The sequence below is a fragment of the Litchfieldella xinjiangensis genome (genome assembly GCF_000759345.1).
Classification (GTDB): Bacteria; Pseudomonadota; Gammaproteobacteria; order Pseudomonadales; family Halomonadaceae; genus Litchfieldella_A; species Litchfieldella_A xinjiangensis.
In genome coordinates this window covers 483,828-510,471 of record NZ_JPZL01000002.1, presented here as the reverse complement: position 1 = coordinate 510,471, position 26,644 = coordinate 483,828, and the positions used below count along the sequence as shown (strand labels likewise).

Below are 26,644 nucleotides of genomic sequence, written 5' to 3'. Positions count from 1 at the left end.
TGGGTACGCTACTGTGTGGAAGTCCCTACCGGTATATTCGTCAGCCTGCCCGACGTGGCTAGACGATCATTCCAATAATGAAGGAGCTGTATTCATGAAGAAACTTCTTGGCGTGACCCTCCTTGGCGCAGCCATCGCGGCCGGCAGCGCCCAGGCACGCGATTACGAAGAGGTACGCATCGGCGTCGACGTTCCTTACGAGCCGATGGAATACCGGACGCCCGAAGGGGAACTGACCGGTTTCGACATCGACCTGGGCAATGCGCTTTGTGACGAGATCGGTGTAGAGTGCGAGTGGATCGTGCAGGGCTGGGACGGCATCATCCCCGGACTGATGTCCCGCAAGTACGACGCCATCATGTCCTCGATGACCATCAATGATGAGCGCCGCGAACAGGTACTGTTCTCCGATCCGTACTTCACGCCGCCGTCCGCATGGTTCGCCCCGGCCGATACCGATATCGAAATGCCCTATCCGCAAACGCTGGAAGGCAAGACCATCGGCGTACAACGCGGTACTCTGCAGGACAACTACGTGACCGACAATTTCGGTGACGTGGCCGACGTCAATCGCTACGCCACCGCCGATGACATGGTGCTGGACATGGATTCGGGCCGTCTCGATATCCTGTTCCTCGACTTCCCGGTCGGCAAGGCGACCCTGCTCGACAGCGAAGAGGGTAACTACAAGGTCGTCGGCGAGATGATCACCGAACCCAAGGAGTACTTTGGCGACGGCTTCGGTATTGCCTTCCGCAAGCGTGACGAGGCCCTGGCCGAAAAATTCAATGATGCCCTGGCCACCCTGCGCGACAACGGCACCTACGACGAAATCTACAACCGCTACTTCAGCGAAAAGCAGTAACCGCCGGCTCCCCCGGCCTGCCGGGGGAGCGTCCTCGCCTCGCGGTACTCTCTAACCTCTCTCCTATCTCTCTTCAGTCCCTCTTCCCAATCTAATGTCTTCCTTTAGAGATCGATCGCCTAGACGCGTCGATGGGTTCCGGGCACATGCCCCACCGATTCAGTCTCTTGAATGGCCTCGCTTTCCACCGGGCGTGCCAGTTCACTGAGGATGCCGCACTCCCCCGCGGCACTCACGCCGTTACAACGCGCCCGCAGGGCAACCAACGCCTGTTCGAGCGCCTGCAGCTGGGCGATACGCGCAGCCACGTGCTCGAGGTGGTTGTCGATGAGTGCATTGACCTCCCCGCAAGGCTGCTCGGGATGATCGTGGTAGATCAATAACGATCGAATCTCGTCCAGGGTCATGTCCAGCGCCCGGCAGTGGCGAATGAAGCTCAAACGCTCTGCGTGCGCCTCGCCATAAAGACGATAGTTGGCTGCACTGCGCAAGGGCTCGGGGATCAGACCCTCGCGTTCGTAGTAGCGGATGGTCTCCACGGGGCAGCCTGAGCGACGCGACAACTCTCCAATTTTCATGTTCTTCCTCCCGGGATGAAACGTTTCAAACCCTGCTGCAATTGGCGACAATAGAGCCATTGCCTACGCTTTGCGCAAGCCACGAGACGAACAAGGACGACGATGATCCGGACTTTCCAACTCAGTCGCCGCACCATCCAGGAAGTCGCCAAGGAAACGCTGCCGCTGGCCGAGCGGCTGGCCAGGGCGACCTGGATCGACGCCCATGACCCCGATGAGGACGAGCGCGAGCGCCTCAACAGCTTCCTGGCCGATGAACTCCCGGCCACTGACGACGTCGAGGAGATCGAGTCCTCGGCACGCTACTTCGTCGATGCCGATGGCATCCACGTGCACTCGTTGTTCCTTTCTCAAAGTGAAGGGCGCCACGGTAACTCTACGGTCGCATTCATTCTGCAGCCCGAGCGACTGATCACCTTCCGCGACACCGACCTGGCCGATTTTCGACTGCTACGCCTGCGGGCACGCAGCGGCCAGGTGGAGGCCGACTCCCCCCAGTCGCTGATGTTGACCATCTTCGAGCAGAAGGTCGAGAACCTCGCCGATACCCTGGAGGACATCCATCGCAAGCTCGAGGATGTCAGCCATCTGGTGCTCGAAGAGGAAGACTCCGATCTCGAGGATGCCATCGATCAGTTGGCGAAGCTCGAGGACAGCAACGGCAAGATCCGCCTGTGCCTGATGGATACCCAGCGTTCGATCTCCTTCTTCACTCGGCACCTGCGCGGCAGCCCCGAGCTCCAGGAGACCGCGCGTGAGGTCATGCGCGACGTCGAAACCCTGATGACGCATACCACCTTCTTGTTCGACAAGATCAACTTCCTGATGGACTCGACGCAAGGCTTCATCAATATCCAGCAGAACCAGATCATCAAGACCTTCTCGATCGCCGCCGTCGTGTTCCTGCCACCGACCATGATCGCCAGTATCTACGGGATGAACTTCGAGATCATGCCCGAGCTCTCGTGGCCGTTCGGCTACCCCTTTGCCCTGCTCCTGATGGCGGTTGCCGGCGTCTCGCCCTATCTCTATTTCAAGCACAAGAACTGGCTGTAACATGGCACCGCGGGTCCAGTCAGACAGGCTCCCGTTTAGCTTGGGCCTTTATCGGACTTGACCCTGTAGTCACTACAGGGTGTTTCATGGGACAAGATCGAGCCTTACGGAGTTCGTCATGTCCCAGCAAAATACAGGTTGCTGCGGCGGCGCCTGCCAGCCGCGCACCGAGTCCGGGGATCCCCAAGCGGTTCCCCAGACGCCAGCACAGCCGCCCGATACTCAGGCGTTGCGCCTGCGCATCGATGAAATGTGCTGTCCCACCGAAGAGGGGGTATTGCGCAAGGCGGTGAAGGACCAACCCGGCGTCGTGTCGCTGGACTTCAATCTGATGGACCGGCTCATGACCGTGCACCATCGTCAGGCGGATACCGACGCTCTCAAGCGGCAGGTCCGCAGCACCGGCATGACCCCGGTCGATATCGACGACGATGCACCGCATGACGACGAGAGCGCGGACGCCGACCGCCCATCCCGCTGGTGGCCAATGGCGCTGGCCGCCCTGCTCGCCCTTGCCGCCGAAGGCATCCACTGGTTCGGTGCCGCCCCCTGGCTCGAGACCTGGGCGCCGCCGGCCCTGGCACTGGGTGCCATCGCCCTGGTGGGTCTACCGACCTGGAAGAAAGGCATGATCGCCCTGCGCCATCGCTCACTGAACATGAACGCCTTGATGAGCGTGGCCGTCACTGGCGCGCTTCTCATCGGGCAGTGGGCCGAAGCCGCCATGGTGTTGGTGCTGTTTACGCTGGCCGAACGCATCGAGGCGCGTTCGCTGGCGCGTGCCCGCCATGCCATTCGCGATCTGCTCGATATGGCCCCGCCCCGCGCCCGGATGCAACAGGAGGATGGAGAATGGCAGGAGGTCGATGCCGACCGCATCCCAATAGGCAGCCGTATACGCGTGCGTGCCGGAGAACGAGTGGCCTTGGATGGCGACATCGTACGCGGTAGCCCGGCGCTCGACGAATCCCCCATCACCGGGGAAAGCCTGCCCCGTGACAAGCAGGTGGGCGACGGCGTCTTCGCCGGGACGATCAACCGCCACGGCGAGTTCGATTTCCAGACCACGCGGCTATCGCGCGATACGACCCTGGCGCGAATCATCCATGCCGTGGAAGACGCCCAGGCCAGCCGCGCCCCCACACAGCGCCTGGTGGATCGTTTCGCCACCGTCTACACCCCGGCCGTCTTCATCCTGGCCATTGCCACGGCACTTCTCTGGCCCCTGCTGACAGGCACGGCCTGGCTCGACGGTATCTACCGCGCCCTGGTACTGCTGGTCATCGCCTGCCCCTGCGCATTGGTGATATCCACACCCGTGACCATCGTCAGTGGGCTCTCAGCCGCGGCACGGTCCGGCATTCTGATCAAGGGCGGGCAATTTCTCGAACAAGGCCACCGCCTGGCTTGGCTCGCCCTGGACAAGACCGGCACCCTGACCCAGGGTCGGCCTCGCCAAGGGGATTGGCAAGCCTTTCAAGGCATAGAACCTCAGGAAGCCAGACGTCTGGCGGCCAGCCTGGCCGGGCGCTCGAACCATCCCGTATCGCAGGCCATCGCCACGGCAGCCAAGGAGGCCGGTATCGCCAACGACGAGATCGATGACGTCACGGAGCATCCAGGGCGCGGCATCGAAGGCAAGGTCGCTGGCAGAACAGTCTGGCTCGGCAACCGCCGCCTGGCTGAAACCTACGGTTTGGATACCGCGGCGTTGAGCGAGCAGCTCGAACCTTGGGAGCAGCGCGGAGCCAGTGTCGTCATGCTGGGCGACACTCAACGGGTCCTGGCACTGTTTGCAGTCTCCGATCCGCTCAAGGCGACCAGTCGCGAGGCCATCGAGGCGTTGCATCGGCTGGGGGTCAAGACCATGGTGCTCTCGGGAGACAACGCCGTCAGCGTCGCTGCCATGGCTCAGGAAGCCGGCATCGACGAAGCCCACGGTCAGCTGTTGCCCGAGGACAAGCTCGCGCTGATCGAGACCAAGGCCCACCAAGGCACCATTGGCATGGTCGGCGATGGCATCAACGACGCTCCGGCACTGGCGCGGGCCGATATCGGCTTTGCCATGGGCGCAGCAGGCAGTGACGCCGCCATCGAAACGGCCGATGTAGCACTGATGGACGACGATCTTCGCAAGCTTCCCCGCTTCGTGCAGCTTTCAAGGAATACCCGGTCGATTCTGATTCAGAACATCGCCTTCGCCATCGGTATCAAGGCGGTATTCCTCGCTCTCGCCTTCAGCGGTCACGCCACGCTATGGATGGCGGTATTCGCCGATATGGGTGCCAGCCTGCTGGTGGTGGCCAATGGGCTGCGGCTGCTGCGTGGCGCGAGCCCGAGTCACGACCAGGCCGACGGCAGCGTCACGACGCACGCGACAAGGCGCGCTGCGCCCGCAGGAAATTGAGCATCCAGCGTACCATCAGCTGATCGTCCACCGGTGCGTGCAGCGAGACCTGGCCTTCACGGACGCGCTCGCTGCCCACCAGTTCGCTTCGCAGGTTCATCAGGTCGCGTGAATAGGCCTTGGTGAATTCGGGATGGCCCTGCACGCCGAGGAAGTGCTCGCCGATCTGAATCAGGTAATAGGGGCAGAAAGCGCTGCCTGCCAGGACATGGGTCTCGGGAGGAAGCCGCTCGACCTGGTCCTGATGACTGACCAGCAAGTCGAGGCCCGGCTGCCAGGGCGCCATCCAGGGTGCCCGATCCTCGACCCGGTTGAACGACATGCCGACCCCCCACCCGCGCTCGCTCTTGATCACTTCGCCACCCAATGCCTTGGCCATCAGTTGATGGCCGAAGCAAACCCCGATCAGGGGCTTGCCTGCGTCCCATAACCGGCGCACGAAATCGCTCAGCTGGTCGACCCAGGGTAAACCGTCGTTGACGCCGAACTTGGAGCCGGTAGTGACCCAGGCATCCACGGCATCGACATCCTCGGGAATCTCGCCATCCAGGCACCGCCAGACCCGGAACGTCACGTCGGGGTCGACGGCCTGGAACAGCCGGGTGAACATTTCCGGATAGTTTCCGTGCGTGTCGCGTAGCTCCGGTGCCACGTCATCGCATTGCAACAGGCCAAGTTCCATTGGCGCTCCTCTTGAGGTTCCTTGATGGCATAGGGATATGAAGCGCGACGATTCTCTCAATCCTCACAGTCGAGTCAAAGCCGTCCTTCCACCGCATTGACGAAGATGCGCTGGTACGCCTGGGCATCGAACGCGATCGGATTGCTACCTGACGACGGGTCCACCACGGCCATTTGCCCCACCTTCTCGGCCTGGCGAGTGTCGATGTCCAGCGCGGCCAGGGTATGCGGAATCCCCAACCGCTCCCTGAGCTCCAGCACCCAGTCGATGACTGCTGCGGTGCCTGGCTGGCGAAGGTCCAGATAACGGCCCAGGCGCACCATGGGCTCGCCGATGGCGCACTCGTTGGCGCGGAGCACATAGGGCATCAGGATCGCGTTCAACGTGCCGTGGTGGGCATCGTAGAGCGCCCCCAGCGGATGCGCCAGCGCATGCATGGCGCCCAGGCCACGCTGGAAGGCAGTCGCGCCCATCATCGAGGCAACCAGCATGTTCATGCGCGCCTCAAGGTCGTCACCGTGCAAGAACGCCCGCGGCAAGTAATGGCAGATGCGCCGCATGCCTTCCACGGCAATGCCTTCGGCCATGGGATGGTAATTGGGCGAACACCAGGCCTCCAGGCAGTGCGACAGCGCATCCATCCCCGTAGACGCCGTGATACTGGGGGGTAGGCCAACGGTCAACTCGGGATCGAGGATCACCGTGCTGGGTACCATGCCGGGGTGAAAGATGATGCGCTTGACGTGCTCGACTTCATCGGTGATGACCGAGGCCCGCCCCACTTCCGAGCCGGTCCCCGCCGTGGTGGGCACGGCGACGACCGGTACGATGGCCGCGGCATCGGCATGCTTCCAGTTGTCGCCAATATCTTCCAGCGACCACAGCGACAGCCCTTCGCGCTGGTGAGCCATGAGCGCAACGGCCTTGGCAGCGTCGAGTCCCGAACCGCCCCCAAAAGCGATTACGCCATCGTGCCCGCCTTCGCGGAAGGCCGCCACGCCATCGAGTACGTTCTTGCCGGTGGGGTTGCCCTTGATCTCGCTGAATACGTCGATCGCCAGGCCAGCCTCATGGCAGGCCGCACGTATATCGCTGACCATTGGCAAGCCGGCGAGCCCCGGGTCGGTGATCAGCAGCGGCGCTTTCATGCCTAGGGCCTGGCAGGCGCCGGGAAGCTCACGGATACGCCCGGCCCCGGTGAGGATCTGGGCCGGATAGTTCCAGCCCGTGGAGAAATGATTGATATCAAGGCTCATGCGGGTCTCCTGAGCATTCACGAGTGTTCATTCGTTTGCGCACGACCTGTCAGGCGTGCTTCAAGTGAAAGGACTTGGGCCGGGTCAATGTCTCGTAACCGATGCGGGACAACGAACAGCCCCGCCCCGACTGCTTGACGCCGGTCCAGGCAAGTTCCGGATCGAGATAGTCGCATCGGTTGGTGAATACGGTTCCCGCATCGAGCTGGCGTGCCAGCGCCTCACCGGTAGCCAGGTCGCGCGTGAACACGGCCGCGGTCAGGCCGAAGGCACTGTCGTTCATCAGCCGAACGGCTTCCTCGTCGGAATCCACCGTCATGATGCCCACCACCGGACCGAAGCTCTCCTCGGTCATGATGCGCATGCCGTGATCGACCTGGGTCAGGACCTGCGGGGCCAGATAGGCACTGCCCGGCGTCGACAACGGATAGTCGCCAGGGTCGATCCACGCCTTGGCCCCCGCCGTCACCGCCTCCTCGATCTGGCCGCGGACGAAGTCGGCCGCCGCGGGACGCACCAAGGGCCCTAGAGAGGTGCCGGGGTCGGTGGGGTTGCCAAGCGTGAGCTGTTTCACCCAGGCCACCGCACGAGCGATGAAATCCTCGGCGATATCAGCATGCACGTAGATGCGCTCGATTCCGCAACAGCTCTGCCCCGAGTTGAAGAACGCGCCATCCATTACGCCCGGCACCGCCTCGTCGAGATCCACGTCGGCGCGAATGTAAGCGGGATCCTTGCCGCCCAGTTCCAGCCCCGTGGCGATGAAGCGCCCCGCCGTATTGCGCTCGACCATCGCACCCCCCGCAACCGATCCGGTGAAGGACACATGCTGGATACGCGGGTCACGGATCAACGTTTCGGTGGCGGAGTGAGAGAGATGCAAATGCTGGAAAACACCTGTCGGCAGACCGACGGCATCGAACGCTTCCTGGATACGCTCGGCACACAGCGGCGTCTGCGCCGAGTGCTTGAGGATCACGGCGTTGCCGGCCATGATCGCCGGCACGACGGCATTCACCGCGGTCATGAAGGGAAAGTTCCACGGTGCCACGATGAACGACACGCCCAACGGTTCCCGGGTGATATAGCGGGTGAAACCCGGCTTGTCGGGTAGCGTAATGGGGGCCAACGCCGACTCGGCCAGCGCGATCATGCCGCGCGAGCGCTCCTCGAAGCCGCCGATTTCACCCCCCGCCACGGCGGTCGGCCGCCCCATTTGCCAAGTCAACTCCTCGGCAAGCTCGTCGCGACGCGCAACGAACGCATCGACCATGGCCGAGCACAGCCGCGCCCGCTCGGCGAGCGGCGTTTCCCGCCATTCACGCTGCGCCGCAACGGCCCGCGCCAGTGCTTCCTCGACCCGTTCCGGGTCGGCCTGCTCCCGCTCGACGTAGACCGACCCGTCGACCGGCGAAATCGTCTTTTGTATGGCCATGTCATCCCCTTTCTTTCAGCCATTGATCGCGCAATGAATTGCGCTCCTACAAATACACCACCCGACTAGACATCTCCGCTCGACGCTTGGCGTGTGTAGGAGCGCAGCTTGCTGCGCGATGGACCGGGCCACTCATCGCGCAATGAATTGCGCTCCTACAGACACCCCTCCCGACTAGACATCTCCGAGCGATGAGGAGCGCAACAGCGCATTCCTGTTTCTCAAATAATTTCGAAGTACCGGTCAAGCTCCCAATCCGTTATATGTTTTCTAAACTGCCTCTCCTCCCATTCCCGCGTCGCCGCGAAATGCTCGACGAAGGCATCGCCGAATAGCTCCCGCGCCGCCTCGGAGGCCTTGAGTCGCTGCGCGGCGTCCCATAGCGTTCGTGGCAACGATTGATGTTCAGGGTGATCGAGTTCGTAGGCGTTGCCCTTGACCGGTTCATCGGGCTCCAGGCGATGCGCGATGCCGTAAAGCCCCGCACCGATGGCTGCTGACAGGGCCAGGTAGGGATTGGCATCGGCGCTTCCCAGCCGGTACTCGACCCGTTGCGACTTGTCGCTGCCGGGAATCACCCGCAACGCCGTGGTGCGGTTCTCCACGCCCCAGGTAGCCTCGGTGGGCGCCCAGAAGCCCGGGATCAGCCGCGTGTAGCTGTTGATGGTCGGCGCGAACAGGCACAGGAATTCGGGCATAAGCTTCTGCTGGCCGGCGACGAAATGGCGCTGGATATCGCTCATGCCGAAGGGCTTGTCAGCGTCGAAGAAGGCCGATGTATCGCTGTCGGTATGACGCAGCGAGAGATGGATGTGCCCGCTCTGGCCGGGATAGTCCGGCGACCACTTGGCCATGAAGGTGGCCATCAAGCCGCGCCGCTGGGCCCATACCTTGGTGAAGACCTTGAACAGCGCCCCCTTGTCGGCGGCTGGCAGGGCATCGTCCACGGCAATGGCTGCTTCCAGCACACCGGGGCCGGTCTCGGTGTGTAGCCCCTCGATAGGGAAATCCATGGCTTCCGAGAGCGCCAGCAGCTCGTGATAGAGCTCACTGTGGACCGAACTGCGCAGCATCGAGTAGCCCATCATGTCTGGCGTCAACGGCTTGAGGTTGCGGTAGCCCTTGTCGCGGATCGACTCGGGCGTCTCCTGGAAGAGAAAGAATTCGTATTCCAGCGAGCCGCAGACCTTGAAGCCCATCTCGCCTCCCCGCGCGAGCACCCGCTGCAGCAAGCGACGCGGACATATTTCACCCGCCGGGCCATCGAATTCGGCCAGGAACAGCAGCATGTCGCCTTCGCAGGTCAAGTCACGGCAACTTTCGGGCACGATACGCAACAGCGCATCGGGGTACCCGGTATGCCAACCGGTGTAGGTGACGTTGTCGTAGAGCTCATCCTTGCTGTCCCAGCCCAGCACCACATCGCAGAACGAAAATCCATGCTCGAGGGCATGGAAGAACTTGTCGCGCTGCATGTACTTGCCGCGCAGGACCCCATCGATATCGAATACCCCCACCTTGACGTGGCTCAGGCCACGCTGTTCGACGAGCCGCCGTGCCAGGTCAATGTCGGTGATCTTTCTTGCTGTCAGTGAACTCATGGAGTGCCTCTCGCCACTGGCCTGTAAACCGACGCTCATCTGCCTTCTCGCCTGCCTTCTAATCTGACATGGCGCCCAGACGAGCGTCGCCCGTCCGCTCAGGAGTAGCGGTACGGCGGTCCCGCCTGTTGCATGGTGGCGCGATAATCCTTGAGGATCTGCACGACCTTGGCGCTGCGCTCGCTCTCCTGGGCGATCTCGTCCCAGAAGGCCAAGGCCTCGTCCTCGATGGTCTGCCACTCCGATTCGGGAATCGAGGTCAGCTCCAGCTTGCCGCCCTTGGTGCGGTAGTGCGCCTCGCCCCACCAGTACCAGTGCTGCCGGTAGTAGTGGGAGCTATCCATGCTGAGCTTGAACAGCGTCTTGAGGTGTTCGGGCAACTCATTCCAGCGCTCGGTATTGGCGAAGTACGAGCCCGACCAGGCACCGGAAATATTGTTGGTCAGGTAGTAGTTGCTGACATCCGCCCAGCCCACCGTGTAGGCCTCGGTAATTCCCGCCCAGGCGATGCCATCGAGTTCGCGGGTTTGCATGGCGACTTCGATGTCCTCCCACGGCAGAGTCACCGGCACCACGCCGAAGCGGCTGAGGAAACGGCCCGCCGTGGGGAAAGTGAACACGCGCTTGCCTTTGAGATCGTCCAGGCTGCGAATCGGGTCGCGTGTAACGAAGTTGCACGGGTCCCATGCCCCCGATCCCAGCCAGGTGACGCCTTCCACCTCGCCGTAGGCTTCTTCCCAGATTTCCTTGAGGCCGTAGTGGTTGAACAGCGTGGGCACATCGAGGCTGTAGCGTGAGGCAAACGGGAAGTAGCCACCGAATACCGATACGTCGACCGGGGCATTGATCGAGTCGTCATCGCTTTGCACGGCATCAATGGTGCCGCGCTGCATGGCACGGAACAGTTCGCCGGTGGGCACCAACTGGTCCGAGTAATAGAGTTCGATCTCCATCTCGCCGTTGGCGGCCTTATTGAAGGCGTCGATGGAAGGCTTGATGACATGCTCGGCCAGGGCCGGCCCGGCATAGGTCTGCAGGCGCCAGCGAATCGGACTGCGCTGTGCATGAACGTAGGGCGCCGACAGGGTGGTGGCCCCGACGGTGGCGGCGGTGGCCAGGCCCGCCTTCTTGAGGAAATCGCGACGATTGGTCATGAGTCTCTCCTGCTTGTGCTTGTTCTTGGAAGCAACGTGTCGGTCAATCGGTTTCGGCTCGGGTGAAAACCTCCAGGGCGGCTCAGTAACCGCGGTAGAGCTGCGGCAGCCACAGCGCCAGTTGCGGGAAGATCGTGATCAGCGCCAGGCCGATCAACATGATGCCGACGAACGGCCAGACGCTGCGGTAGATATCGCCGAGCGAGATCTCGGGCGGCGCCATGGCGCGCATCAGGAACAGGTTGTAGCCGAACGGCGGCGTCATGTAGGCGATCTGAACGGTGATGGTGTAAAGCACGCCATACCAGATGGGATCGAACCCCAGGCTGATGACCAGCGGCACATACAAGGGCGCCACGATGACCAGCATGGCGGTATCGTCGAGAAACATGCCGAGCAGGATGTAGGAGAGCTGCATCATCACCAGGATCTGCCACGGGCTCATGCCGATGCGGTCGAGGAAGATGTTCTCGATGGCGCGCACCGCACCCAGGCCATCGAACACCGCCCCGAAGCACAGCGCGGCAAGAATAATCCACATGAACATGCAACTGATGCCCAGCGTCTTGCGTACGGTGCTTTCGATCACCGCCCAGGTCAGGCGACGCTTGACCAAGGCCGCCAGGGTGGCCGCCACCGCCCCCACCGCCGAGCTTTCCACCAGACTGGTGACGCCCATCAGGAACAGGCCGGTCATGAAGAAGAAGATGAGTAGCGGCAGGATGCCGGCCCGCAGCAGCTTGAGCTTCTCGCCCAGGCCGATCTGGCGCTCCTCCTCGGGCAGCGCCGGGCCCAGGTGCGGCTGCAGGCGACAGCGAATCACGATATAGATCACGAACAGCGCCGCGAGTATTAGCCCCGGGATCGCCCCGGCCAGCCATAGCTGACTGACCGGCTGGCGGGCGATCATGCCATAAAGCACCAGCACCACACTGGGCGGCACCAGTATCCCCAGCGAACTGCCCGCCTGAATCACCCCGGTGACCATGATCTTGTCATAGCCCCGGCGCAGCAGTTCCGGCAAGGCGATGGTGGCACCGATGGCCATGCCCGCCACACTCAAGCCGTTCATGGCCGACACCACCACCATCAGGCCGATGGTGCCCACCGCCAGCCCGCCTTTCAGCGACCCCATCCACACGTGGAACATCTCGTAGAGTTCGCTGGCAATCCCCGACTCGGAAAGCATGTAGCCCATGAAGATAAACAGCGGCAGGGTCAGCAGCGGGTACCAGTTCATCAACTGGATGGCGGCACTGAAGGGCATTTCCACCCCGCCTTGCCCCCATAACAGCAGCGATGCAGCGGCACCGACGAAGCCGATCACGCCGAATACCCGCTGCCCGGTCAGCAGCAACAGCATCATCGAGGAGAACATCAGCAGGGCGATCGTCTCGTAACTCATTCCGAGATCTCCCCGCCGAGCGATACGCCGCGCAGCCGGGCAATATCCTTGAACAGTGACGAGAGGCTCTGCAGGAGCATGAGCAGCACGCCGAAGGTCATCAGGATCTTGATCGGCGCCAGGGGCGGCCCCCAGGAGGTGTAGCTCGTCTCGCCATACTTCAGGGCGTACTGGGTACTCGAGATGCCCCCCATGAGCAGTGCCCCCAGGAAGACGAACAGCAGGACGATGGTGGCGATGTCGACGCCCGCCCGGGTCCGGTCGGACCAGCGCGAGTAGAACAGGTCCATGCGCACGTGCGCGCCCATCTGCATCGAGTACGCCCCACCCAGCATGAAGTAGGCGGCCATCAGGAATTGCGAGACCTCGACGCCCCAGATCAGCGGCGCATCGAAGACGGTGCGGGAAATCGAGGAGTAGAGCAGCACGGCGATCATCACGAAGATCAGGTACATGATGATCCGCCCCACCCGGCGGTTGAAGGCGTCTACCCAGCGTACGTAGCAGGTGATTATTGTTGGCATCGTATCGGTGCGCCCCGGCACGTGACGTTTGTTATTTCAATCAGTCTTTGCAGAGGATCGGCAAAAGCGCAAAGACCATCGATGCCAGCGACGCCCTGCCTATCGATAAAATCGATAGTGCACGATCAAAGCGCTGCCGATGACGGCATTTCACCAATAAGGCACGCTCACGACGCGAGCAGGTCGAGCTCGGCGGCGATGTCGGGCCAGGTATGCTGTATCTCTTGCAGGAAGTGCCGGGCCAGCAAGCGCCTGCTATCTCGGGCCAGTTGGGCCGGGAGGCCGCCCAGTTCGTCGCGCCGTGACACCAGGGTCAATTCGCGCCGCAGCGGTGCAGTGGGTAGCGGGGCCACACGCACCCCGAGCTGTTGCAGCCCCGCCTGGTAAAGACATAACGGCGTGGTAATCGTCCACCCCGCCCCGGCACTGACCAGACGCAGCACCGCGAAGGTATTGTCCAGATGCAGCCGCCCTGGCAGCTCGAGCCGGTTGAGCCGCAGATGACGCTCGATGGTCTGCCCGATCAGCGACTGCGGCGTATAGCGCACGAAATCCATCTGACGAGCCAGCCAGCGCAGGTTATCCACCGGGCCGTGCCATTCGCCCGGCACCACCAGCACGAACGGCTCGCCGAGAACGGCATGCCGTTCGAGACCGTCGTAGTTCTCCAGGCGGTCGTCTGAAATGATGATATCCACATGCCGCGTCAACAGGGCATGACCGTGCATGTGCGAGAGTCCCGTCGTCAGGGTGTAATCGCTGGTGTGACGCTTGATCACCTCGATCAGCGGCTGTCCTACGGCCGTTGCCAGCGAGTCAACCAGCGCCATGCGTACCTGGTGCAACTGGCCGAAGGCACCCGAAACCAGTTCGCGTCGCGTCGTTCGCGCCTCGGCCAGCATGCGCTTGGCACGATCGTAGAAGAAACGGCCGGCACTGGTGGGCTCGAGCGGCCGGGAGTGACGCTGGAACAGCACCACGCCGAGCCCCTGTTCCAGGTTGGCCAGGCTCTGCGAGACCGTCGATTGCTTGAGGCCAAGATGGCGTGCCGCAGCGCTCTGGCTACCGCGCTCGAGCGTTTCGACGAACAGTTCCAGACTGCGAAGATCGAAGCCGAAGCCGTTGCGCATTCTCTTCTCTCCGGTAGTGACCCCCTCGTACAGGTCTGTCGCAATGCGTGAATGCCGCATCGCAAGCGTACACAGCGCGCGCCGAAGCCAGTATCATGGCCGCGCCATCGCTTACAACAGGAGGTAACGATGACCGCACCGGCGATCGACGCACTCCCCTCGTCCCGCCCCTCCTCGAACTGGACCGGCTGGGGCCAATGGCTGGCCCTGTTCACCATGACCGTCGATCACTTGAGCCGCTACGTGGTTCCCCAGGCATGGGAGCTCGATTGGGCCGGCTCATCGATCGGGCGCATCGCCTTCCCGCTGTTTGCCGCGATGGTTGCCTGGCATGGGCTATTCAATACCCGCAACCCCCTGCGCTACGCGCGCCGCATTCTAGTCATCGGCCTGGTGGCCCAGCTTCCCTACATGATGATGCCGCGCGTCTTCGATGGGTTGATTCTCAACATCTGCTTTACCCTGGCCGCCGGGCTTGCCTGGGGAGCCGGGCTTCGTCTGCTGCTCGAACGGCAACGGGACGGAACGCTCGGCACCCCCTGGGTCGTGTTCGCCATGGTGGCCTCCCTGGCGCTGTGGTATCTGCTGGGCCATTGGGTCGAATACGGTCATCGTGGCTTGTTGCTGGTTCCCCTTTACATGTTGGCCATGCATCATCTTCAGGCCGGGGGCGATGCCCTGCTCGAACGGCTGACGGCGGTGGCCGCTGCGCTACCGGTACTGCTGGTCTGCGGTCTGATGAACAGCAGTGACCTGGCCAAGTCGTTCACCGTAGGCACCTGCCTGGCCGTGCTTCTGATTGCCGCCGGCGCTGGGCAATGGCTACCCAGGGTCGCGGTCAGGATGCCGCGCCGCTTGTGGCTCGCCTGGTACCCCGGCCACTTCGCCCTGATCGCCCTGTGGCTATGGTGGGTCGGCGGGCTTGGCTGATCGATTGCCTACCCCGGTGGTGCTTATGAGGCCGGCGCCGAATGCGGGCGCCGGGGCGCATCCAGGCAACGCTTGAAGTCGCTTAACGGCATGGGGCGATGGAACCAGAAGCCCTGGTAAAGACAGCAGCCGTGCTCGGCCAGGAAATCGCGTTGCGCTTGCGTTTCGACCCCCTCGGCAATCACCCGCAGGCGCAAGTGGTGCGCCACGGCAATGATCGCCTCGACGATGCCGGTTTCGGCACCTGTTTCGTCGATATCGTCGATGAAACTACGATCGATCTTGAGCTCGTCGACCGGTAAGCGCTTGAGATAGGAGAGCGATGAGTAGCCGGTACCGAAGTCATCGATGGCAATCCCCACACCGATGTCCTTTATCGCTTGCATGCGTGACGCTGCCGCGTCCAGGCTATCGATCAGCACGCTTTCGGTCAGTTCCAGCACCAGACGAGACGGCGCAACGCCCGCATGCATGATCAGCTCGGCCAAGCGCGGCAGGAAATCGCTGTGACTGAAGTGGCGTGCACTGATATTCACCGAAAGCGTGGGCAGACGCGCGGCACCACTCTCGGCGAGGCATGCCAGGGCTTGCCGAAGCACCCAGACCTCGAGCTCGACGATCAGGTCGCTCTCCTCGGCTACGGGTATGAACCGGTCTGGCGGGATCCGCCCCCACTGCGGATGCTCCCAGCGCAGCAACGCCTCGGCTCCGACGATACGCCCATGACCGTCGACCTGAGGCTGATAGTGAAGGTACAGCGAGCCATCATGCACGGCCGAGCGCAACGCCTGTTCGAGAGCCAGGCCCTCTTCGACCTCTGCCTGCATGCTCGGCTCGTAACCGCACACCTGCGCCCGCCCCCGGGCCTTGGCGCGATACATGGCCGTATCCGCGTACTTGAGTACATTTTCCGGGGTCTCGGCTGCAGCCGGAAATACCACATAGCCGATACTGGGGGTGACATTCACCCGTCGGTCATCGATCTGGTAGGGCTGCGTAAGCGCTTGCAGCAGTTGCTCTGCATGCATTTGAGCATCGTCGCGCACGGTCGCCTCCCGGCGCCCCAGCCGCGGTAGCATGACCACGAATTCGTCCCCGCTCAGGCGCGCCGCCATGTCCTCGTCACCCAGCACGTCGCGGAGGCGATCCGCGACCTGGATCAGAAGATGATCGCCGTAGGCATGCCCCAGGGAGTCGTTGACCGACTTGAAACGATCCAGATCGAGGAAAAAGAGCGCGCCATGTTCTCCCTCGCCACGATGCGTCTTGAGCGTTTCGGCGAGATGATCGAGGAGCATGCGGCGGTTGGGCAGATCGGTCAGCGCATCGTAGTAGGCCTGATGATGGATGATGGCTTCGGTACGCTTGCGCTCGGTGAAGTCCTCGACCACGGCCACCCCACCGCTGATATCGCCGCCCATGTTACGCACACCGCTGAAAAAGCCTCGCAATGGCGTCACCTTTCCGGACGTCGTCGCACGGTAGACCCCTTCGTAGTAGCCAACCCCACTGTCGAGCGCGTTGCGTATGGCTGCCTTGACGCTGACATCGTCAATGGCATGCAGCAGATTCAGTCCCACCAGGCGGCTTCGGGCGGAGCCCATGATGTCGATGAACTTGTCATTGCAGTCGACCAGAACGCCATGGCGGTCGAAATGAAAGACCCCCAGGGGCGAGTAATGAAAAATCATTCGATAGCGGTTCTCGCTCTCCAACAGCTGCGCCTCGCGAGACGCCATGGTTAGGCGCAAGCCGATGTTGTCGCGGATGATCTTGCTCAGCCGACCGCTGGAGACGGTCACCAGACCCAGCAAGAGCAGCATGAGTAACCCGATCAGCAGTGATACGGCAGAACCCTGGATCAGGAACTGAACCATCAAGGGCAACAGGATGGGTATCACGAAGGCCAACGCCACCCACCAGACCGAGGAAAGGGTCGTGATCCCACCGGCGGCAATCCCGGCCAGGACGATGGCCAACGCAGCAAGTTGCGTCGGGTGCTGGGGGGCGAACATGACGATGCCTGCCATGCCCCAGACCGCGCCGGAGGCCACGGTGCCCAGGGAAAAACGCCACAACCAGCGTTGCTGCCGCTGGCGTTCGCTAGGCAAGCGTAGATACCAGCGGGCCAGCCATAGCCGCAATCCCGATACGCTCAGCAGCGCAGCGAGCCAAGTGAGCAACATGACCCGATCGAGCACCGGCCACATCGCGGCTACCAGCAGAGTTGCCGCTGTGGCACTGGCCAGCACCGGTTGCCACAGGCCCTGAAACAGCAGGGCGACCTGCTCGGCCTGGAGCCGCCTGGCGTTGGTCCGATAGGCACCCAGATACCGCTCGCCACTCGGCGCTGGCGCATCATCCGCCCCACCCTGCTGCTTTCCGGTTATCTGATACATGTGCCGTCGTGTCACGTTAACAAGATGGAATACTTGTAACCGATTTAAACGGGGTTGGCGATTGGCCAAGGGTGGTGCGCGTTGACTGAGCGCTGACGACGGCCCCTTCAGGATCGGCCGGCCGAAATGATCGCTCTATTTACCGGGCGGGCGAGGAGTGCTTCACACCACGAGACCGCCGTGAAAAACGGCGGCCTCGTGGTGTGAAGCAGGAAGGACGGGAACGTTACTCGAAGCTGAACTGCGGCTCAGGCGCGTCGGGCAAGAGGGCCGCACAGGCGCGCACCTTTTCCAGGAGTTCGGCATGACTGGGCGCCACCAGGTTGACATGCCCAAGCTTACGGCCGGGACGCTCGTCCTTGTCGTAGCGATGCAGGTGGGCGTCGCCAATCGCCAGGATCGATTCCGGGTCGCCTTCGCGGCCGATGACGTTGATCATGCAGGTGGGCTGTCGCGCCGCCGTATCGCCCAGCGACAGCCCCTGGATGGCACGCAGGTGGTTCTCGAACTGGCTGGTCACGGCACCATCCATGCTCCAATGGCCCGAGTTGTGGACCCGGGGCGCCATCTCGTTGGCCAGCAATTCGCCATCCCGGGTCTGGAACAGTTCGAGCGTGAGTACACCGACATAATCGAGCGCATCGAGCAAGGCGCGGATGTAGTCATCGGCGGTCTGCTGTACCTGGGCATCAAGATCGGGCATAGGCGCCAGCGAGTAGCGCAGGATACCGTCGACATGCACGTTCTCGGCCATGGGGTAGAAAACCACCTGCCCGTCACGGCCCCGTACCGCGATGATGGAAACCTCACGGACGAAATCGACGAAGGCTTCGACGATCAACCGGGAATGGCCAATGGATTGCCAGGCCTCGGCCGCCTCGGCAGGGTCGCGCAGCACGGCCTGGCCCTTGCCGTCATAGCCCTCGGTGATCGACTTGGCCACGACAGGGCAGCCCAGCTCGCGCGCCGCCGCCTCGAGCTGCTCGGCACTCTCCACCAGTCGATAGCGCGGGGTCGGAATGCCCAGGCGATCGAACAGCGCCTTTTCCTCGGCCCGGTTCTGGCACACCTGAATGGCTTGGCTGGAGGGATAGACCGGCTTCTGGGCTTCTATGGCACGTACCAGATCGACGGGCAAGTGTTCGAACTCGTAAGTGACCACGTCGACCTTGGCCAGGAAGGCGTCGAGCTGCCCCGGGTCGTTCTCGGCGTGGCTTTCGAACACCATGATGTCACCGATGCCGGCACTGGGCTGACCCGTGGTATCGAGGAACGTGAAGCGGTTGGCCAAGGGATAGCCCGCCAGTGCAAGCATGCGGCCTAGCTGGCCAGCACCCAGGATGCCAATATTCATGTCGCTCTCCTTCGTCTGCTCACTCGGCCCGCGGATCGGGGTTGTCGAGGACTTTCTGGGTCTGTTCGGTGCGGAAAGCCTCGACGGCGGCACGTACACGATCGTCCTGAAGTGCCACGATCTGTGCGGCAAGCAGCCCCGCATTGGTCGCACCCGCCTTGCCGATGGCCAATGTGCCCACGGCGATGCCGCCGGGCATCTGAGCAATTGAAAGCAAGGAATCCAGTCCTTTCAGCGATTTGGATTCTACCGGAACCCCCAACACTGGCAGCGCGGTCTGCGAAGCGACCATACCCGGGAGATGAGCCGCCCCGCCCGCACCGGCGACAATCACCTGGAGGCCACGTTCAGCGGCGCTCTTGGCATAATCGAACAGCAGATCGGGTGTGCGGTGGGCGGAAACGACACGCGTCTCGCAAGCCACACCGAGGTGCTCCAGCATGGCCACGGCATGCTCCATGATCGGCCAGTCGGACTTGGAACCCATGATCACGCCCACTCGCGGCGCTTGCTTCGACGTTGACATGCCTCTCCCCCTGCCAGTTGGCGTCTCCTCCCCCGGGATGTGCCAGCGTCATGCGTGCGGAGTCGGGGGGCGAGAGCGTCCGAAAACCGCGCAGCATACCGGGATATCCCCGGAGAGGAAAGGTCCGCCCACCTTACATGGGATCGGTCACGGCACTGCCATGGCGACGGTAATTCAGCCAGTTGGATGCCAGCACCACGAGGATCGTTGCCAGCCCTGCCACCTCGGCATAGGGGTTGGGGTAGAACACGCCGACGGTGGCCGCCACCAGGGCCAATCGCGAAACGGGGTCCATGCGCGTGAACAGGTACCCCTCGAGACTCGCCGCAAAGGCGAGCAGTGCCGCAATCGCAATCAGCGCATTCCAGGCAACGAGCACCGCCGGCCCACCTATGATGATTTCGGGGTTGTAGACCATGAACAGCGGGATCAGGTAGAGGCCCTTGGCGAATTTCCAGGCCTGGAACCCGGTTTCCATGGGCTTGCTGCCGGCAATCGCCGCCCCGGCGAACCCGGCGAGCGCAATGGGTGGCGTGACGTTGGAATCCTGGGAGTACCAGAACACCACCAGATGCGCGATCACCAGCGGCACGCCGAATTCATTGGTCAGTGCCGGGCCAACCAACACGATCAGCACGATGTAGCTTGCGGTGACCGGAAGCCCCATGCCCAATACGAGACTGGCCAGCAGCACCATGACCAGGGCCAGGAACAGGTTGCCGCCGGAGAATGCCATCATCATGGCCGAAAACTTAAGCCCCAGCCCAGTCAGGCCCACCACACCGACGATGATGCCGGCCACGGCACAGGCCATGGAAACCGCAACGGCATTGCGTGCGCCGAGCTCCAGGCCTTCGACCAGCTTGACGAGACCCGCCTTCACCACGCCGGCGGTACTCGCCAGGGTCACGTTCTGGCCCTGCTGGGGCGCTACGAAGAAGAACCAGATCGCATAGCGCAACACCGCCACGGCGATCACCGAAATCACCGCATAGAAGCCCACGCGCATCGGCGACATGTTCATCACCAGCAGCCACACCAGCACCGCAAGTGGCAGCAGGAAGTGCCAGCCCGCATGCATCACGTCGCGCATCTTGGGCAGGTCCGAGCGCGGTACTCCCTGCATGCCCTGCTTGAGTGCGATGATGTGCACGAACAGGTAGACCGTGGCGAAGTACATGATCGCCGGGAGGATGCTGATCTTGACGATCTCGAGGTACGGCACGTTGGTATATTCGGCAATCAGGAAGGCCCCGGCGCCCATCAACGGCGGCGTTATCTGGCCCCCGGTCGAGGCTGCCGCCTCGATACCGCCTGCCTGGTGCGGCTTGTAGCCCAGACGCTTCATCAGAGGAATGGTAAAGGCCCCGGTGGTCACCACGTTGGCGATGGCGCTTCCCGAAATCGACCCCATGCCGGCCGACGCGAGTACCGCCGCCTTGGCGGGCCCGCCGCGTTGGCGCCCGGTGGCGGCATAGGCCATGTCGATGAAGAACTTGCCGGCGCCCGTACTCTCGAGAAAGGCGCCGAACAGTACGAAGACGAAGATATAGGTTGCCGCGACGCCCAGCGGCAAACCGAAAATCCCTTCCTGCCCCAGGTAGAGCTGGCCGACCAGACGATCGAGGCCGTAGCCCCGGTGCTCCATGATCCCCGGCATAAAGTCGCTCAACCAGGGCAACTCCCCCCTTGGCCCGGCAAAGGCATAGACGATGGCCAGCAGACCGATGATCGTCATGCCCAGCCCCACCGCCCGCCGGCTGGCCTCGAGCACGGTGATCGTGGCAATGCAGCCTACGACGATATCGGTCTGGCTCCAGAACCCCGCCCGCGAAATGATTTCGTCGAGGTACAGGACCAGGTAACCGCCGGTCAGCAACGCCCCGCCGAAGAATGCCAGATCGATGATGCCTCCGACCACGCCGCGCTTGCGGTGGGGTCCGAAGACCGGAAACATCAGGAAGGCCAGCATCATCACCAGGGCCAGGTGAATGCTGCGCTGATAGAAGAGGCCCAGGGGCTGAATGCCCGCGGAGTACATCTGAAACAGCGATAGCGCCACCGCCACCAGCGTGATCAGCCAGAGGATGGGGCGGGAGTGGTTGGCTTGGCTCCCGGGTACGATGGCCGACGTTCCAGGCTCGCTCATAAGGACCTCGTGTTTTACTTACTTATTTTTCGGTGCGCAGGTGAATCTCCACCCGCTCCCCTGCGGCCAGCTCACTGAGACTGATCAGCGTGTCGCCATTCACCAACCGATGATTGACCTTGGGCGAACCGACCCGAAGCAGATAGCGATTTCCGATTACCGGCTCATCGATATCCTCGATCCAGTAACCGCCTGCGCCGTCGGAGCGCGGCTTGCCGCGACCGAGTACGGGCCCCAGCCCCGCAGCGTAATCGGGTTGATGACTGCGCTCGAGCACCATGCGACCGTCCCGATTGCGGTAACAGTCATGCACCGGAAACCCCTCCACGGAGTGGTTCCATACCATGCACCACCCTGCCCCGGAAGGCATGGCCAGGGTAGCGATACGCTGCTGCTCGGCATCGAGTACGTCCAACCAGGCGCCTGCCGGCGTCGCTGGTTCGGGCGACTCGCCCTGCTGCGGGCCACCGGCCTGCACGCTCGACACCAGGCACAGCGTGTTCACTGCCACACACAAGGAAAGGGCGGGCAGCAAGGCCCGCCCCCATGGCTTGGATTGTCTCGTCATGCGCGACTCGTCATGGCGCGACTCGTCATGGCTTGACGTGCCATTGCTTCATTCGTCTATTGCTCGATCAGGGACGCTGCTCGTCCGACACCTCGGCACCGACTTCCTCGTAATAGCGAAGTGCCCCCGGGTGGAAGGCAATCGGCGTCGAATTGACGCTGAATTCAACGGTCGTGTCGTTGGCTGCCGGATGGATGGCGATCAGTTCGTCCGTCTTCTCGAACAGCAGCTTGGTGACCTGGTAGGCCAGTTCCTCATCCAGGCTTGCGTCGACCACCAGCACGTTAGGAATCGAAATGGTCTGCACCGCTTCGTCCATGCCCTCATAGAGACCGGCACGCAGGTCATAGGCCGCGAATACCGGTTCTTCCTCGCGAGCGTTGGCGATCTCCTCGTCGGACAGCGGGATCAGGCGCACGTCGCGGGTAGTCGCCAGGTTGAGAATGGAACTGGTGGGCGGGCCCACGCTCCAGAAACCGGCATCGATATCGCCGTCGCGGATGGCGTCGGCCGTCTCGTTGAAGTTCAGGCGCTGGGGATCGAAATCGTCGTAAGTAATGCCATTGGCTTCGAGCAGCGCGCGCGCATTGAGCTCGGTGCCGCTGCCGGGTGCGCCTACCGAAACACGCTTGCCCTTGAGGTCCTGCAGCGATTCGATATCGGAATCCGCCATGGTCACCAACTGGACGGCATTGGGATAAATCGAGGCCAGGGCGCGGGTATCGGGCAGCTGACGGTCTTCGAAGTCGCCGGTGCCGGAATAGGCCTGGTAGACGGTGTCGGCCAGCGCCAGAGCGATATCGGAATCGCCGCGGTAGATCAGGCCCATGTTCTCGACCGAAGCGCCGGTGACTTCAGCCACGGCACTATAGCCTTCGAGGTTATTGTTGATCAGTTCAGCCAGACCACCCCCATAAGGGTAGTAGGTGCCGCCTGTACCCCCCGTGGCGATAGAGACCTGCTGCTGAGCCATGGCGGCCGGCGCCGTGGCAATTAGGGTTGCCGCAACGGCATACGTTAGCACTCGCATCTGTATTCCTCCGGTCAGTTCTCTGACATTGTTATAGACGTTCGGTCGAAGGGCATTGCCGCAAACCCACCCTGCAACAGCGCCTCGTTGAAAGCTAGCATGTCTGTATCGACTCGGGTAACCGTCGAATATTTCGACATTTTGCAGGAATTTCTTCAACAAGGACTTTGGTCGTAGCGTGCTACCTCTGGTGACGCTCTCCCTTCAGCCAGGTCAGTGGCAGTTCGTGCTGTTCCTCGTCCACGGTCACGAATAGGGTGTCGCCACTGATCATCACGGTCCAATCGAGGCTACGCGACATGCCGGCCGCCAGTTCGGACAATTCCTTGGGCGGCAAGGCGACCACCGAAAGATTGTCGAGGGAAACCCCGGCCAATACCTTGCTCTCCCAGACGCGCCGCTCGCCATAGACCATCAACGACAGGCGCTCGCAGCGCCGCGAACACCAGGTCAGGCGGTCGGCATCGGGCTGGCCGACTTCGATCCAGTGGGCAATCCGGCCATCCAGCGTTTTTTGCCATAGCGCCGCCTCCTCGACATTCGACAGGCCCCGTCCGAAGCTCAGCGACTCGTCGTACCACAGCGCCAGCGCCAGCAGGCGCGATGCCAACCGATCCTCGGTTTCCGAAGGATGACGCGCCATGGTGAAACGGGGGTTGGCATAGACGTCGCGATCGAGGTCGGTAATGTTGAGCTCGACCTTGTAGGGAGTTGCGCTAAGGGCCATGTCGGTCTCGAAATCAGGAACAAGGGAGGCGCAGTCTACTCCCATCGCTGACGCAACGCAGCGAAACGGGGCATAGACCGGCTTGTCCCATGCCAAATGCTGACCCATCCTGCTAGGAGAGCACATTCACGGAAGGAAGGAGTTCATAGGACAATGGGCGATCGCGTAATGATGATTACCGGGGCATCGAGTGGTATTGGCGCGGCCACGGCACGTGCTGCGGTAAAGGAAGGCTACAAGCTGGTGCTGACCGCACGCTCCAAGGAAAAGCTGGAATCGTTGGCCCAGGAGCTGGGGCCGGAAAACGTACTGCCGATCGGCTGCGACGTCACCTCGCTGGATAATCAAAAAGCCGCCGTCGACGAGGCGCTGGAGACGTTCGGTCGCCTGGATGTGGTATTCGCCAATGCCGGACGAGGCGGCTCCCCCGGCGGTTTCAGTGGCGCCGATGCCGAGGCCTGGCGCGACATGATCCTGACCAACGTCTACGGTGTGGGGCTGACCTTGCAGGCCACCCTGCCGGCCCTGCGCGCCAGCCGCGGCCACGTACTGTTGACCGGTTCTGCCGCCGGGCGCACCACCATCCCCGGCTCCATGTACAGCGCAACCAAGTGGGCCGTCAGCGGCATCGGCTACAACGTACGCGAAGAACTGCGCGGTACGGGTATTCGCGTGACGTTGATCGAACCCGGCATGGTCGATACGCCGTTCTTCGACGAGCCGCCCCAGCACGCCCTTCAAGACCGCGACATCGCCAATGCGGTGATCTATGCCGTGAGCCAACCGGCGCACGTCGACGTCAATGAAATCCTGGTGCGGCCGACCCCACCCCTGGAGTGATCGGTAACATGAATCGTATCGATGCGTCAGCGCCTCGCGCAGTGAAAAAATTCCTCATCGCGACGCTGGCGCATCGCTCGAAAAACTTGCATGCTTCACGTGTTGCAAGCCAAGCCAATGGAGCCACATGAGCACGGCACGATTATTGACCGGTTGGGACGCCCTTGAACCTCCCCGAATGGCGCCCGACCTTGATGTCAGGGAACTGGAAAAACGCAGTCGCCTGATGCGCGTCGTTACACGACGCATCGCCATCTCCGAGTTGGGTAACCGAGAAATCGCCCAGCGCGCAGGCATCCCCCCCCAACGGCTCAGCGACCTGCTGGCCGGCAAGATCGAACATTTTTCCGTCGACGAACTTCAGGCCCTGCGCGATTGCGTAGAGGATGAGTCCTGATCGCCCAGCATCGATAACCGACACGCCTCCGGGCAGCGGATGTATTCCTGTGATGAAAGGGGCTTTTTGGCTATCCTTTAAGCCCTTTTTTGCCAAGAGACGCTGCCCATGCTTCGCCCTGTCGTGATGACCCTGGCCATGCTCGTTACACCGCTGGCCGTTGCGGATACCTTCGTGTTCACCGCCATTCCCGACGAAGACGAGACTCGTCTTCAGGAGCGCTTCCAGAAAGTGGCCGATTACCTGGAAGACGAACTGGATGTCGAGGTGCGTTTCGTACCGGTTAAGTCCTATGCCGCGGCAGTGACGGCATTCCGCAACAACCAGGTGCAGCTGGCTTGGTTCGGCGGACTCTCGGGCGTCCAGGCGCGCGAACAGGTTCCCGGTTCCCAGGCCTTGGCCCAGGGTGTCGAGGATGCGAGATTCGTGACCTACTTCATCGCCCATGAGAGCGCCGGGCTCGAACCCAGTGACAGCCTGAGCGACAACATGCGGGACCTGACCTTCACCTTCGGTGCCAAGGGATCGACCTCCGGACGGCTGATGCCCGAATACTTCCTGCGCGAGCATTTCGGCGAAGCCCCCGAGGATATCTTCGCGCGCGTCGGTTTCAGCGATAACCATAGCCGCACCGTGTCGCTGGTCGCTTCCGGGGCCTACCAACTGGGCGCCGTCAATTACACGGCGTGGGAGAACGAAGTCGAGGCCGGCAATGTCGACACCGATACCGTGCAGGTCGTGTGGGAGTCCCCACAATATCCCGATTACCAGTGGACCATCCGCGGCGATGCCGATGAGCGCTTCGGTGAGGGCTTCACCGACCGGGTACGACAGGCGCTGCTCGACATGGACGATCCCGAATTGCTCGAGAGCTTTCCGCGCGAAGGGTTCATCCCGGCGAGCAATGACGACTATACGATCATCCGCGAGATCGGTCAGGAACTGGATCTGATCGACTGATGCAATCGCTGGCTTTACAGGACGCCGTCGCCGATTACGGCGCGACACGCGTGCTCGGCCCCCTGAGCCTGACGATCGACCCGGGCGAACGCATCGCCCTGGTCGGCAAGAGCGGCGTCGGCAAGTCGAGCCTGCTGAGCGTAATGTATGCGCAGTGGCGCGATCGTGAAGCGACCCTGTTGCCACAGGACCTGGGGCTGGTACCCACCCTTTCGGTATTTCACAACGTCTACATGGGAGGGCTGGCACGCCATCGAGCCTGGTACAACCTGGCGACCCTGCTGCGCCCTTTTCACCGTGATCGCCAGACGATTCAGCCACTCCTCGAGCGGCTGGGCCTGGGCGACAAGGCCCGCTCGCCATGTGGCGAGCTTTCCGGGGGACAGCGCCAGCGTGTGGCGGCGGCCCGGGCCATCCATCAGGGCGGCGGGATATTGCTCGCCGACGAGCCGGTCTCGGCCCTCGATGGTCCGCAAGCCGAGGTGGTCATGCAGATGCTCGTCGATGCATTTCCTACGGCCGTATTGGCCATGCACGACCTCGACCTGGCGCTGCGCTACTGCAACCGGGTCCTGGGCATTCATGACGGAGGGATCGTCATCGACCAGCCCAGCGACCGCCTTACCACCAATGACCTGATGCCGCTCTATTGATGTCCCTCGCCACAACCG

General features: G+C 62.5%; 24 protein-coding genes. 8 read left to right on the top strand and 16 right to left on the bottom strand.

The window, feature by feature from the left end; translation table 11 throughout:
- Positions 1–94: 94 nt before the first annotated feature.
- Positions 95–865 (top strand): ABC transporter substrate-binding protein, encoded by a 771-nt coding sequence (locus JH15_RS09820; RefSeq protein WP_043529788.1) that lies wholly within the window; start codon positions 95–97, stop codon positions 863–865.
- A gap of 119 nt (positions 866–984) precedes the next feature.
- Here the strand turns inward: JH15_RS09820 and cadR are convergent, their stop codons facing one another.
- A complete protein-coding gene (gene cadR / locus JH15_RS09815) occupies positions 985–1,443 on the bottom strand; it encodes a Cd(II)/Pb(II)-responsive transcriptional regulator (protein WP_043529786.1) in 459 nt (152 codons plus the stop codon).
- Between the two features lie 102 nt (positions 1,444–1,545).
- Here cadR and corA point away from each other — a divergent pair, with 102 nt between their 5' ends.
- Together corA and JH15_RS09805 are read left to right on the top strand one after the other, a co-directional pair.
- Positions 1,546–2,499, top strand: coding sequence for a magnesium/cobalt transporter CorA (gene corA, locus JH15_RS09810; protein WP_043529784.1), 954 nt, complete (start codon positions 1,546–1,548; stop codon positions 2,497–2,499).
- A 118-nt stretch (positions 2,500–2,617) separates the two neighbouring features.
- On the top strand, positions 2,618–4,906 hold the full coding sequence (locus JH15_RS09805; RefSeq protein ID WP_081948968.1) for a heavy metal translocating P-type ATPase: 2,289 nt from the start codon (positions 2,618–2,620) through the stop codon (positions 4,904–4,906).
- Here JH15_RS09805 and JH15_RS09800 read toward each other — a convergent pair.
- The 8 genes from JH15_RS09800 to JH15_RS09765 form a co-directional block, all read right to left on the bottom strand.
- Positions 4,863–5,588: a glutamine amidotransferase-related protein gene (locus tag JH15_RS09800; protein WP_043529782.1), complete on the bottom strand. Its 726-nt coding sequence runs from the start codon at positions 5,586–5,588 to the stop codon at positions 4,863–4,865. The genes JH15_RS09805 and JH15_RS09800 overlap by 44 nt on opposite strands.
- 74 nt (positions 5,589–5,662) lie before the next feature.
- Positions 5,663–6,844: an iron-containing alcohol dehydrogenase gene (locus JH15_RS09795; protein WP_043529780.1), complete on the bottom strand. Its 1,182-nt coding sequence runs from the start codon at positions 6,842–6,844 to the stop codon at positions 5,663–5,665.
- A gap of 49 nt (positions 6,845–6,893) precedes the next feature.
- Positions 6,894–8,279 (bottom strand): aldehyde dehydrogenase family protein, encoded by a 1,386-nt coding sequence (locus tag JH15_RS09790; protein ID WP_043529778.1) that lies wholly within the window; start codon positions 8,277–8,279, stop codon positions 6,894–6,896.
- Positions 8,280–8,500: 221 nt separating this feature from the next.
- Complete coding sequence (locus JH15_RS09785) at positions 8,501–9,880, bottom strand: glutamine synthetase family protein (protein ID WP_043529777.1); 1,380 nt, start codon at positions 9,878–9,880, stop codon at positions 8,501–8,503.
- A gap of 98 nt (positions 9,881–9,978) precedes the next feature.
- Positions 9,979–11,034: a TRAP transporter substrate-binding protein gene (locus JH15_RS09780; protein ID WP_043529776.1), complete on the bottom strand. Its 1,056-nt coding sequence runs from the start codon at positions 11,032–11,034 to the stop codon at positions 9,979–9,981.
- Positions 11,035–11,116: 82 nt separating this feature from the next.
- A complete protein-coding gene (locus tag JH15_RS09775) occupies positions 11,117–12,439 on the bottom strand; it encodes a TRAP transporter large permease (protein WP_043529775.1) in 1,323 nt (440 codons plus the stop codon).
- Entirely contained in the window at positions 12,436–12,963 is a 528-nt protein-coding gene (locus JH15_RS09770) for a TRAP transporter small permease subunit (protein ID WP_043530670.1), read from the bottom strand. The genes JH15_RS09775 and JH15_RS09770 overlap by 4 nt, the downstream gene beginning before the upstream one ends.
- Positions 12,964–13,130: 167 nt before the next feature.
- A complete protein-coding gene (locus JH15_RS09765) occupies positions 13,131–14,093 on the bottom strand; it encodes a LysR family transcriptional regulator (protein WP_043529771.1) in 963 nt (320 codons plus the stop codon).
- Positions 14,094–14,222: 129 nt separating this feature from the next.
- On the opposite strand from JH15_RS09765, the gene JH15_RS09760 reads away from it, so the two are divergent.
- Complete coding sequence (locus JH15_RS09760; RefSeq protein WP_043529769.1) at positions 14,223–15,023, top strand: TraX family protein; 801 nt, start codon at positions 14,223–14,225, stop codon at positions 15,021–15,023.
- Positions 15,024–15,046: 23 nt separating this feature from the next.
- On the opposite strand, the gene JH15_RS09755 is transcribed toward JH15_RS09760, so the two are convergent.
- The 7 genes from JH15_RS09755 to JH15_RS09725 all read right to left on the bottom strand — a co-directional run bounded on the left by JH15_RS09755 (position 15,047) and on the right by JH15_RS09725 (position 23,776).
- Positions 15,047–17,422, bottom strand: a complete 2,376-nt coding sequence (locus tag JH15_RS09755; RefSeq protein ID WP_081948967.1) for a putative bifunctional diguanylate cyclase/phosphodiesterase — start codon at positions 17,420–17,422, stop codon at positions 15,047–15,049.
- A gap of 226 nt (positions 17,423–17,648) precedes the next feature.
- On the bottom strand, positions 17,649–18,776 hold the full coding sequence (locus tag JH15_RS09750) for a 5-(carboxyamino)imidazole ribonucleotide synthase (RefSeq protein ID WP_043529767.1): 1,128 nt from the start codon (positions 18,774–18,776) through the stop codon (positions 17,649–17,651).
- A 19-nt stretch (positions 18,777–18,795) separates the two neighbouring features.
- On the bottom strand, positions 18,796–19,302 hold the full coding sequence (gene purE, locus JH15_RS09745; protein ID WP_043529766.1) for a 5-(carboxyamino)imidazole ribonucleotide mutase: 507 nt from the start codon (positions 19,300–19,302) through the stop codon (positions 18,796–18,798).
- 133 nt (positions 19,303–19,435) lie between these two features.
- The gene (locus tag JH15_RS09740) at positions 19,436–21,451 is read right to left on the bottom strand and encodes a TRAP transporter permease (RefSeq protein WP_043529764.1); all 2,016 of its coding nucleotides are present in this window, start codon (positions 21,449–21,451) and stop codon (positions 19,436–19,438) included.
- Between the two features lie 22 nt (positions 21,452–21,473).
- Entirely contained in the window at positions 21,474–22,019 is a 546-nt protein-coding gene (locus tag JH15_RS18225; protein WP_081948966.1) for a DUF1850 domain-containing protein, read from the bottom strand.
- Between the two features lie 67 nt (positions 22,020–22,086).
- The gene (locus JH15_RS09730; RefSeq protein WP_043529762.1) at positions 22,087–23,049 is read right to left on the bottom strand and encodes a TAXI family TRAP transporter solute-binding subunit; all 963 of its coding nucleotides are present in this window, start codon (positions 23,047–23,049) and stop codon (positions 22,087–22,089) included.
- 181 nt (positions 23,050–23,230) lie between these two features.
- On the bottom strand, positions 23,231–23,776 hold the full coding sequence (locus JH15_RS09725) for a YaeQ family protein (protein WP_043529760.1): 546 nt from the start codon (positions 23,774–23,776) through the stop codon (positions 23,231–23,233).
- A gap of 153 nt (positions 23,777–23,929) precedes the next feature.
- Here JH15_RS09725 and JH15_RS09720 point away from each other — a divergent pair, with 153 nt between their 5' ends.
- From JH15_RS09720 to JH15_RS09705, 4 genes are all read left to right on the top strand, one after another.
- A complete protein-coding gene (locus tag JH15_RS09720) occupies positions 23,930–24,616 on the top strand; it encodes an SDR family oxidoreductase (RefSeq protein WP_043529758.1) in 687 nt (228 codons plus the stop codon).
- Positions 24,617–24,743: 127 nt separating this feature from the next.
- On the top strand, positions 24,744–25,013 hold the full coding sequence (locus JH15_RS09715; protein WP_043529756.1) for an XRE family transcriptional regulator: 270 nt from the start codon (positions 24,744–24,746) through the stop codon (positions 25,011–25,013).
- 108 nt (positions 25,014–25,121) lie between these two features.
- Complete coding sequence (locus JH15_RS09710) at positions 25,122–25,973, top strand: putative selenate ABC transporter substrate-binding protein (RefSeq protein WP_043529754.1); 852 nt, start codon at positions 25,122–25,124, stop codon at positions 25,971–25,973.
- Positions 25,973–26,626 (top strand): ATP-binding cassette domain-containing protein, encoded by a 654-nt coding sequence (locus JH15_RS09705; protein ID WP_043529753.1) that lies wholly within the window; start codon positions 25,973–25,975, stop codon positions 26,624–26,626. The genes JH15_RS09710 and JH15_RS09705 overlap by 1 nt, the downstream gene beginning before the upstream one ends.
- The last annotated feature ends 18 nt before the right edge of the window (positions 26,627–26,644 follow it).

Coding starts and splice junctions, on each gene's coding strand:
- JH15_RS09820 (WP_043529788.1), top strand. CDS start 95: ATGAAGAAACTTCTTGGCGTGACCCTCCTTGGCGCAGCCATCGCGGCC.
- cadR (WP_043529786.1), bottom strand. CDS start 1,443: ATGAAAATTGGAGAGTTGTCGCGTCGCTCAGGCTGCCCCGTGGAGACC.
- corA (WP_043529784.1), top strand. CDS start 1,546: ATGATCCGGACTTTCCAACTCAGTCGCCGCACCATCCAGGAAGTCGCC.
- JH15_RS09805 (WP_081948968.1), top strand. CDS start 2,618: ATGTCCCAGCAAAATACAGGTTGCTGCGGCGGCGCCTGCCAGCCGCGC.
- JH15_RS09800 (WP_043529782.1), bottom strand. CDS start 5,588: ATGGAACTTGGCCTGTTGCAATGCGATGACGTGGCACCGGAGCTACGC.
- JH15_RS09795 (WP_043529780.1), bottom strand. CDS start 6,844: ATGAGCCTTGATATCAATCATTTCTCCACGGGCTGGAACTATCCGGCC.
- JH15_RS09790 (WP_043529778.1), bottom strand. CDS start 8,279: ATGGCCATACAAAAGACGATTTCGCCGGTCGACGGGTCGGTCTACGTC.
- JH15_RS09785 (WP_043529777.1), bottom strand. CDS start 9,880: ATGAGTTCACTGACAGCAAGAAAGATCACCGACATTGACCTGGCACGG.
- JH15_RS09780 (WP_043529776.1), bottom strand. CDS start 11,034: ATGACCAATCGTCGCGATTTCCTCAAGAAGGCGGGCCTGGCCACCGCC.
- JH15_RS09775 (WP_043529775.1), bottom strand. CDS start 12,439: ATGAGTTACGAGACGATCGCCCTGCTGATGTTCTCCTCGATGATGCTG.
- JH15_RS09770 (WP_043530670.1), bottom strand. CDS start 12,963: ATGCCAACAATAATCACCTGCTACGTACGCTGGGTAGACGCCTTCAAC.
- JH15_RS09765 (WP_043529771.1), bottom strand. CDS start 14,093: ATGCGCAACGGCTTCGGCTTCGATCTTCGCAGTCTGGAACTGTTCGTC.
- JH15_RS09760 (WP_043529769.1), top strand. CDS start 14,223: ATGACCGCACCGGCGATCGACGCACTCCCCTCGTCCCGCCCCTCCTCG.
- JH15_RS09755 (WP_081948967.1), bottom strand. CDS start 17,422: ATGTATCAGATAACCGGAAAGCAGCAGGGTGGGGCGGATGATGCGCCA.
- JH15_RS09750 (WP_043529767.1), bottom strand. CDS start 18,776: ATGAATATTGGCATCCTGGGTGCTGGCCAGCTAGGCCGCATGCTTGCA.
- purE (WP_043529766.1), bottom strand. CDS start 19,302: ATGTCAACGTCGAAGCAAGCGCCGCGAGTGGGCGTGATCATGGGTTCC.
- JH15_RS09740 (WP_043529764.1), bottom strand. CDS start 21,451: ATGAGCGAGCCTGGAACGTCGGCCATCGTACCCGGGAGCCAAGCCAAC.
- JH15_RS18225 (WP_081948966.1), bottom strand. CDS start 22,019: ATGACGAGACAATCCAAGCCATGGGGGCGGGCCTTGCTGCCCGCCCTT.
- JH15_RS09730 (WP_043529762.1), bottom strand. CDS start 23,049: ATGCGAGTGCTAACGTATGCCGTTGCGGCAACCCTAATTGCCACGGCG.
- JH15_RS09725 (WP_043529760.1), bottom strand. CDS start 23,776: ATGGCCCTTAGCGCAACTCCCTACAAGGTCGAGCTCAACATTACCGAC.
- JH15_RS09720 (WP_043529758.1), top strand. CDS start 23,930: ATGGGCGATCGCGTAATGATGATTACCGGGGCATCGAGTGGTATTGGC.
- JH15_RS09715 (WP_043529756.1), top strand. CDS start 24,744: ATGAGCACGGCACGATTATTGACCGGTTGGGACGCCCTTGAACCTCCC.
- JH15_RS09710 (WP_043529754.1), top strand. CDS start 25,122: ATGCTTCGCCCTGTCGTGATGACCCTGGCCATGCTCGTTACACCGCTG.
- JH15_RS09705 (WP_043529753.1), top strand. CDS start 25,973: ATGCAATCGCTGGCTTTACAGGACGCCGTCGCCGATTACGGCGCGACA.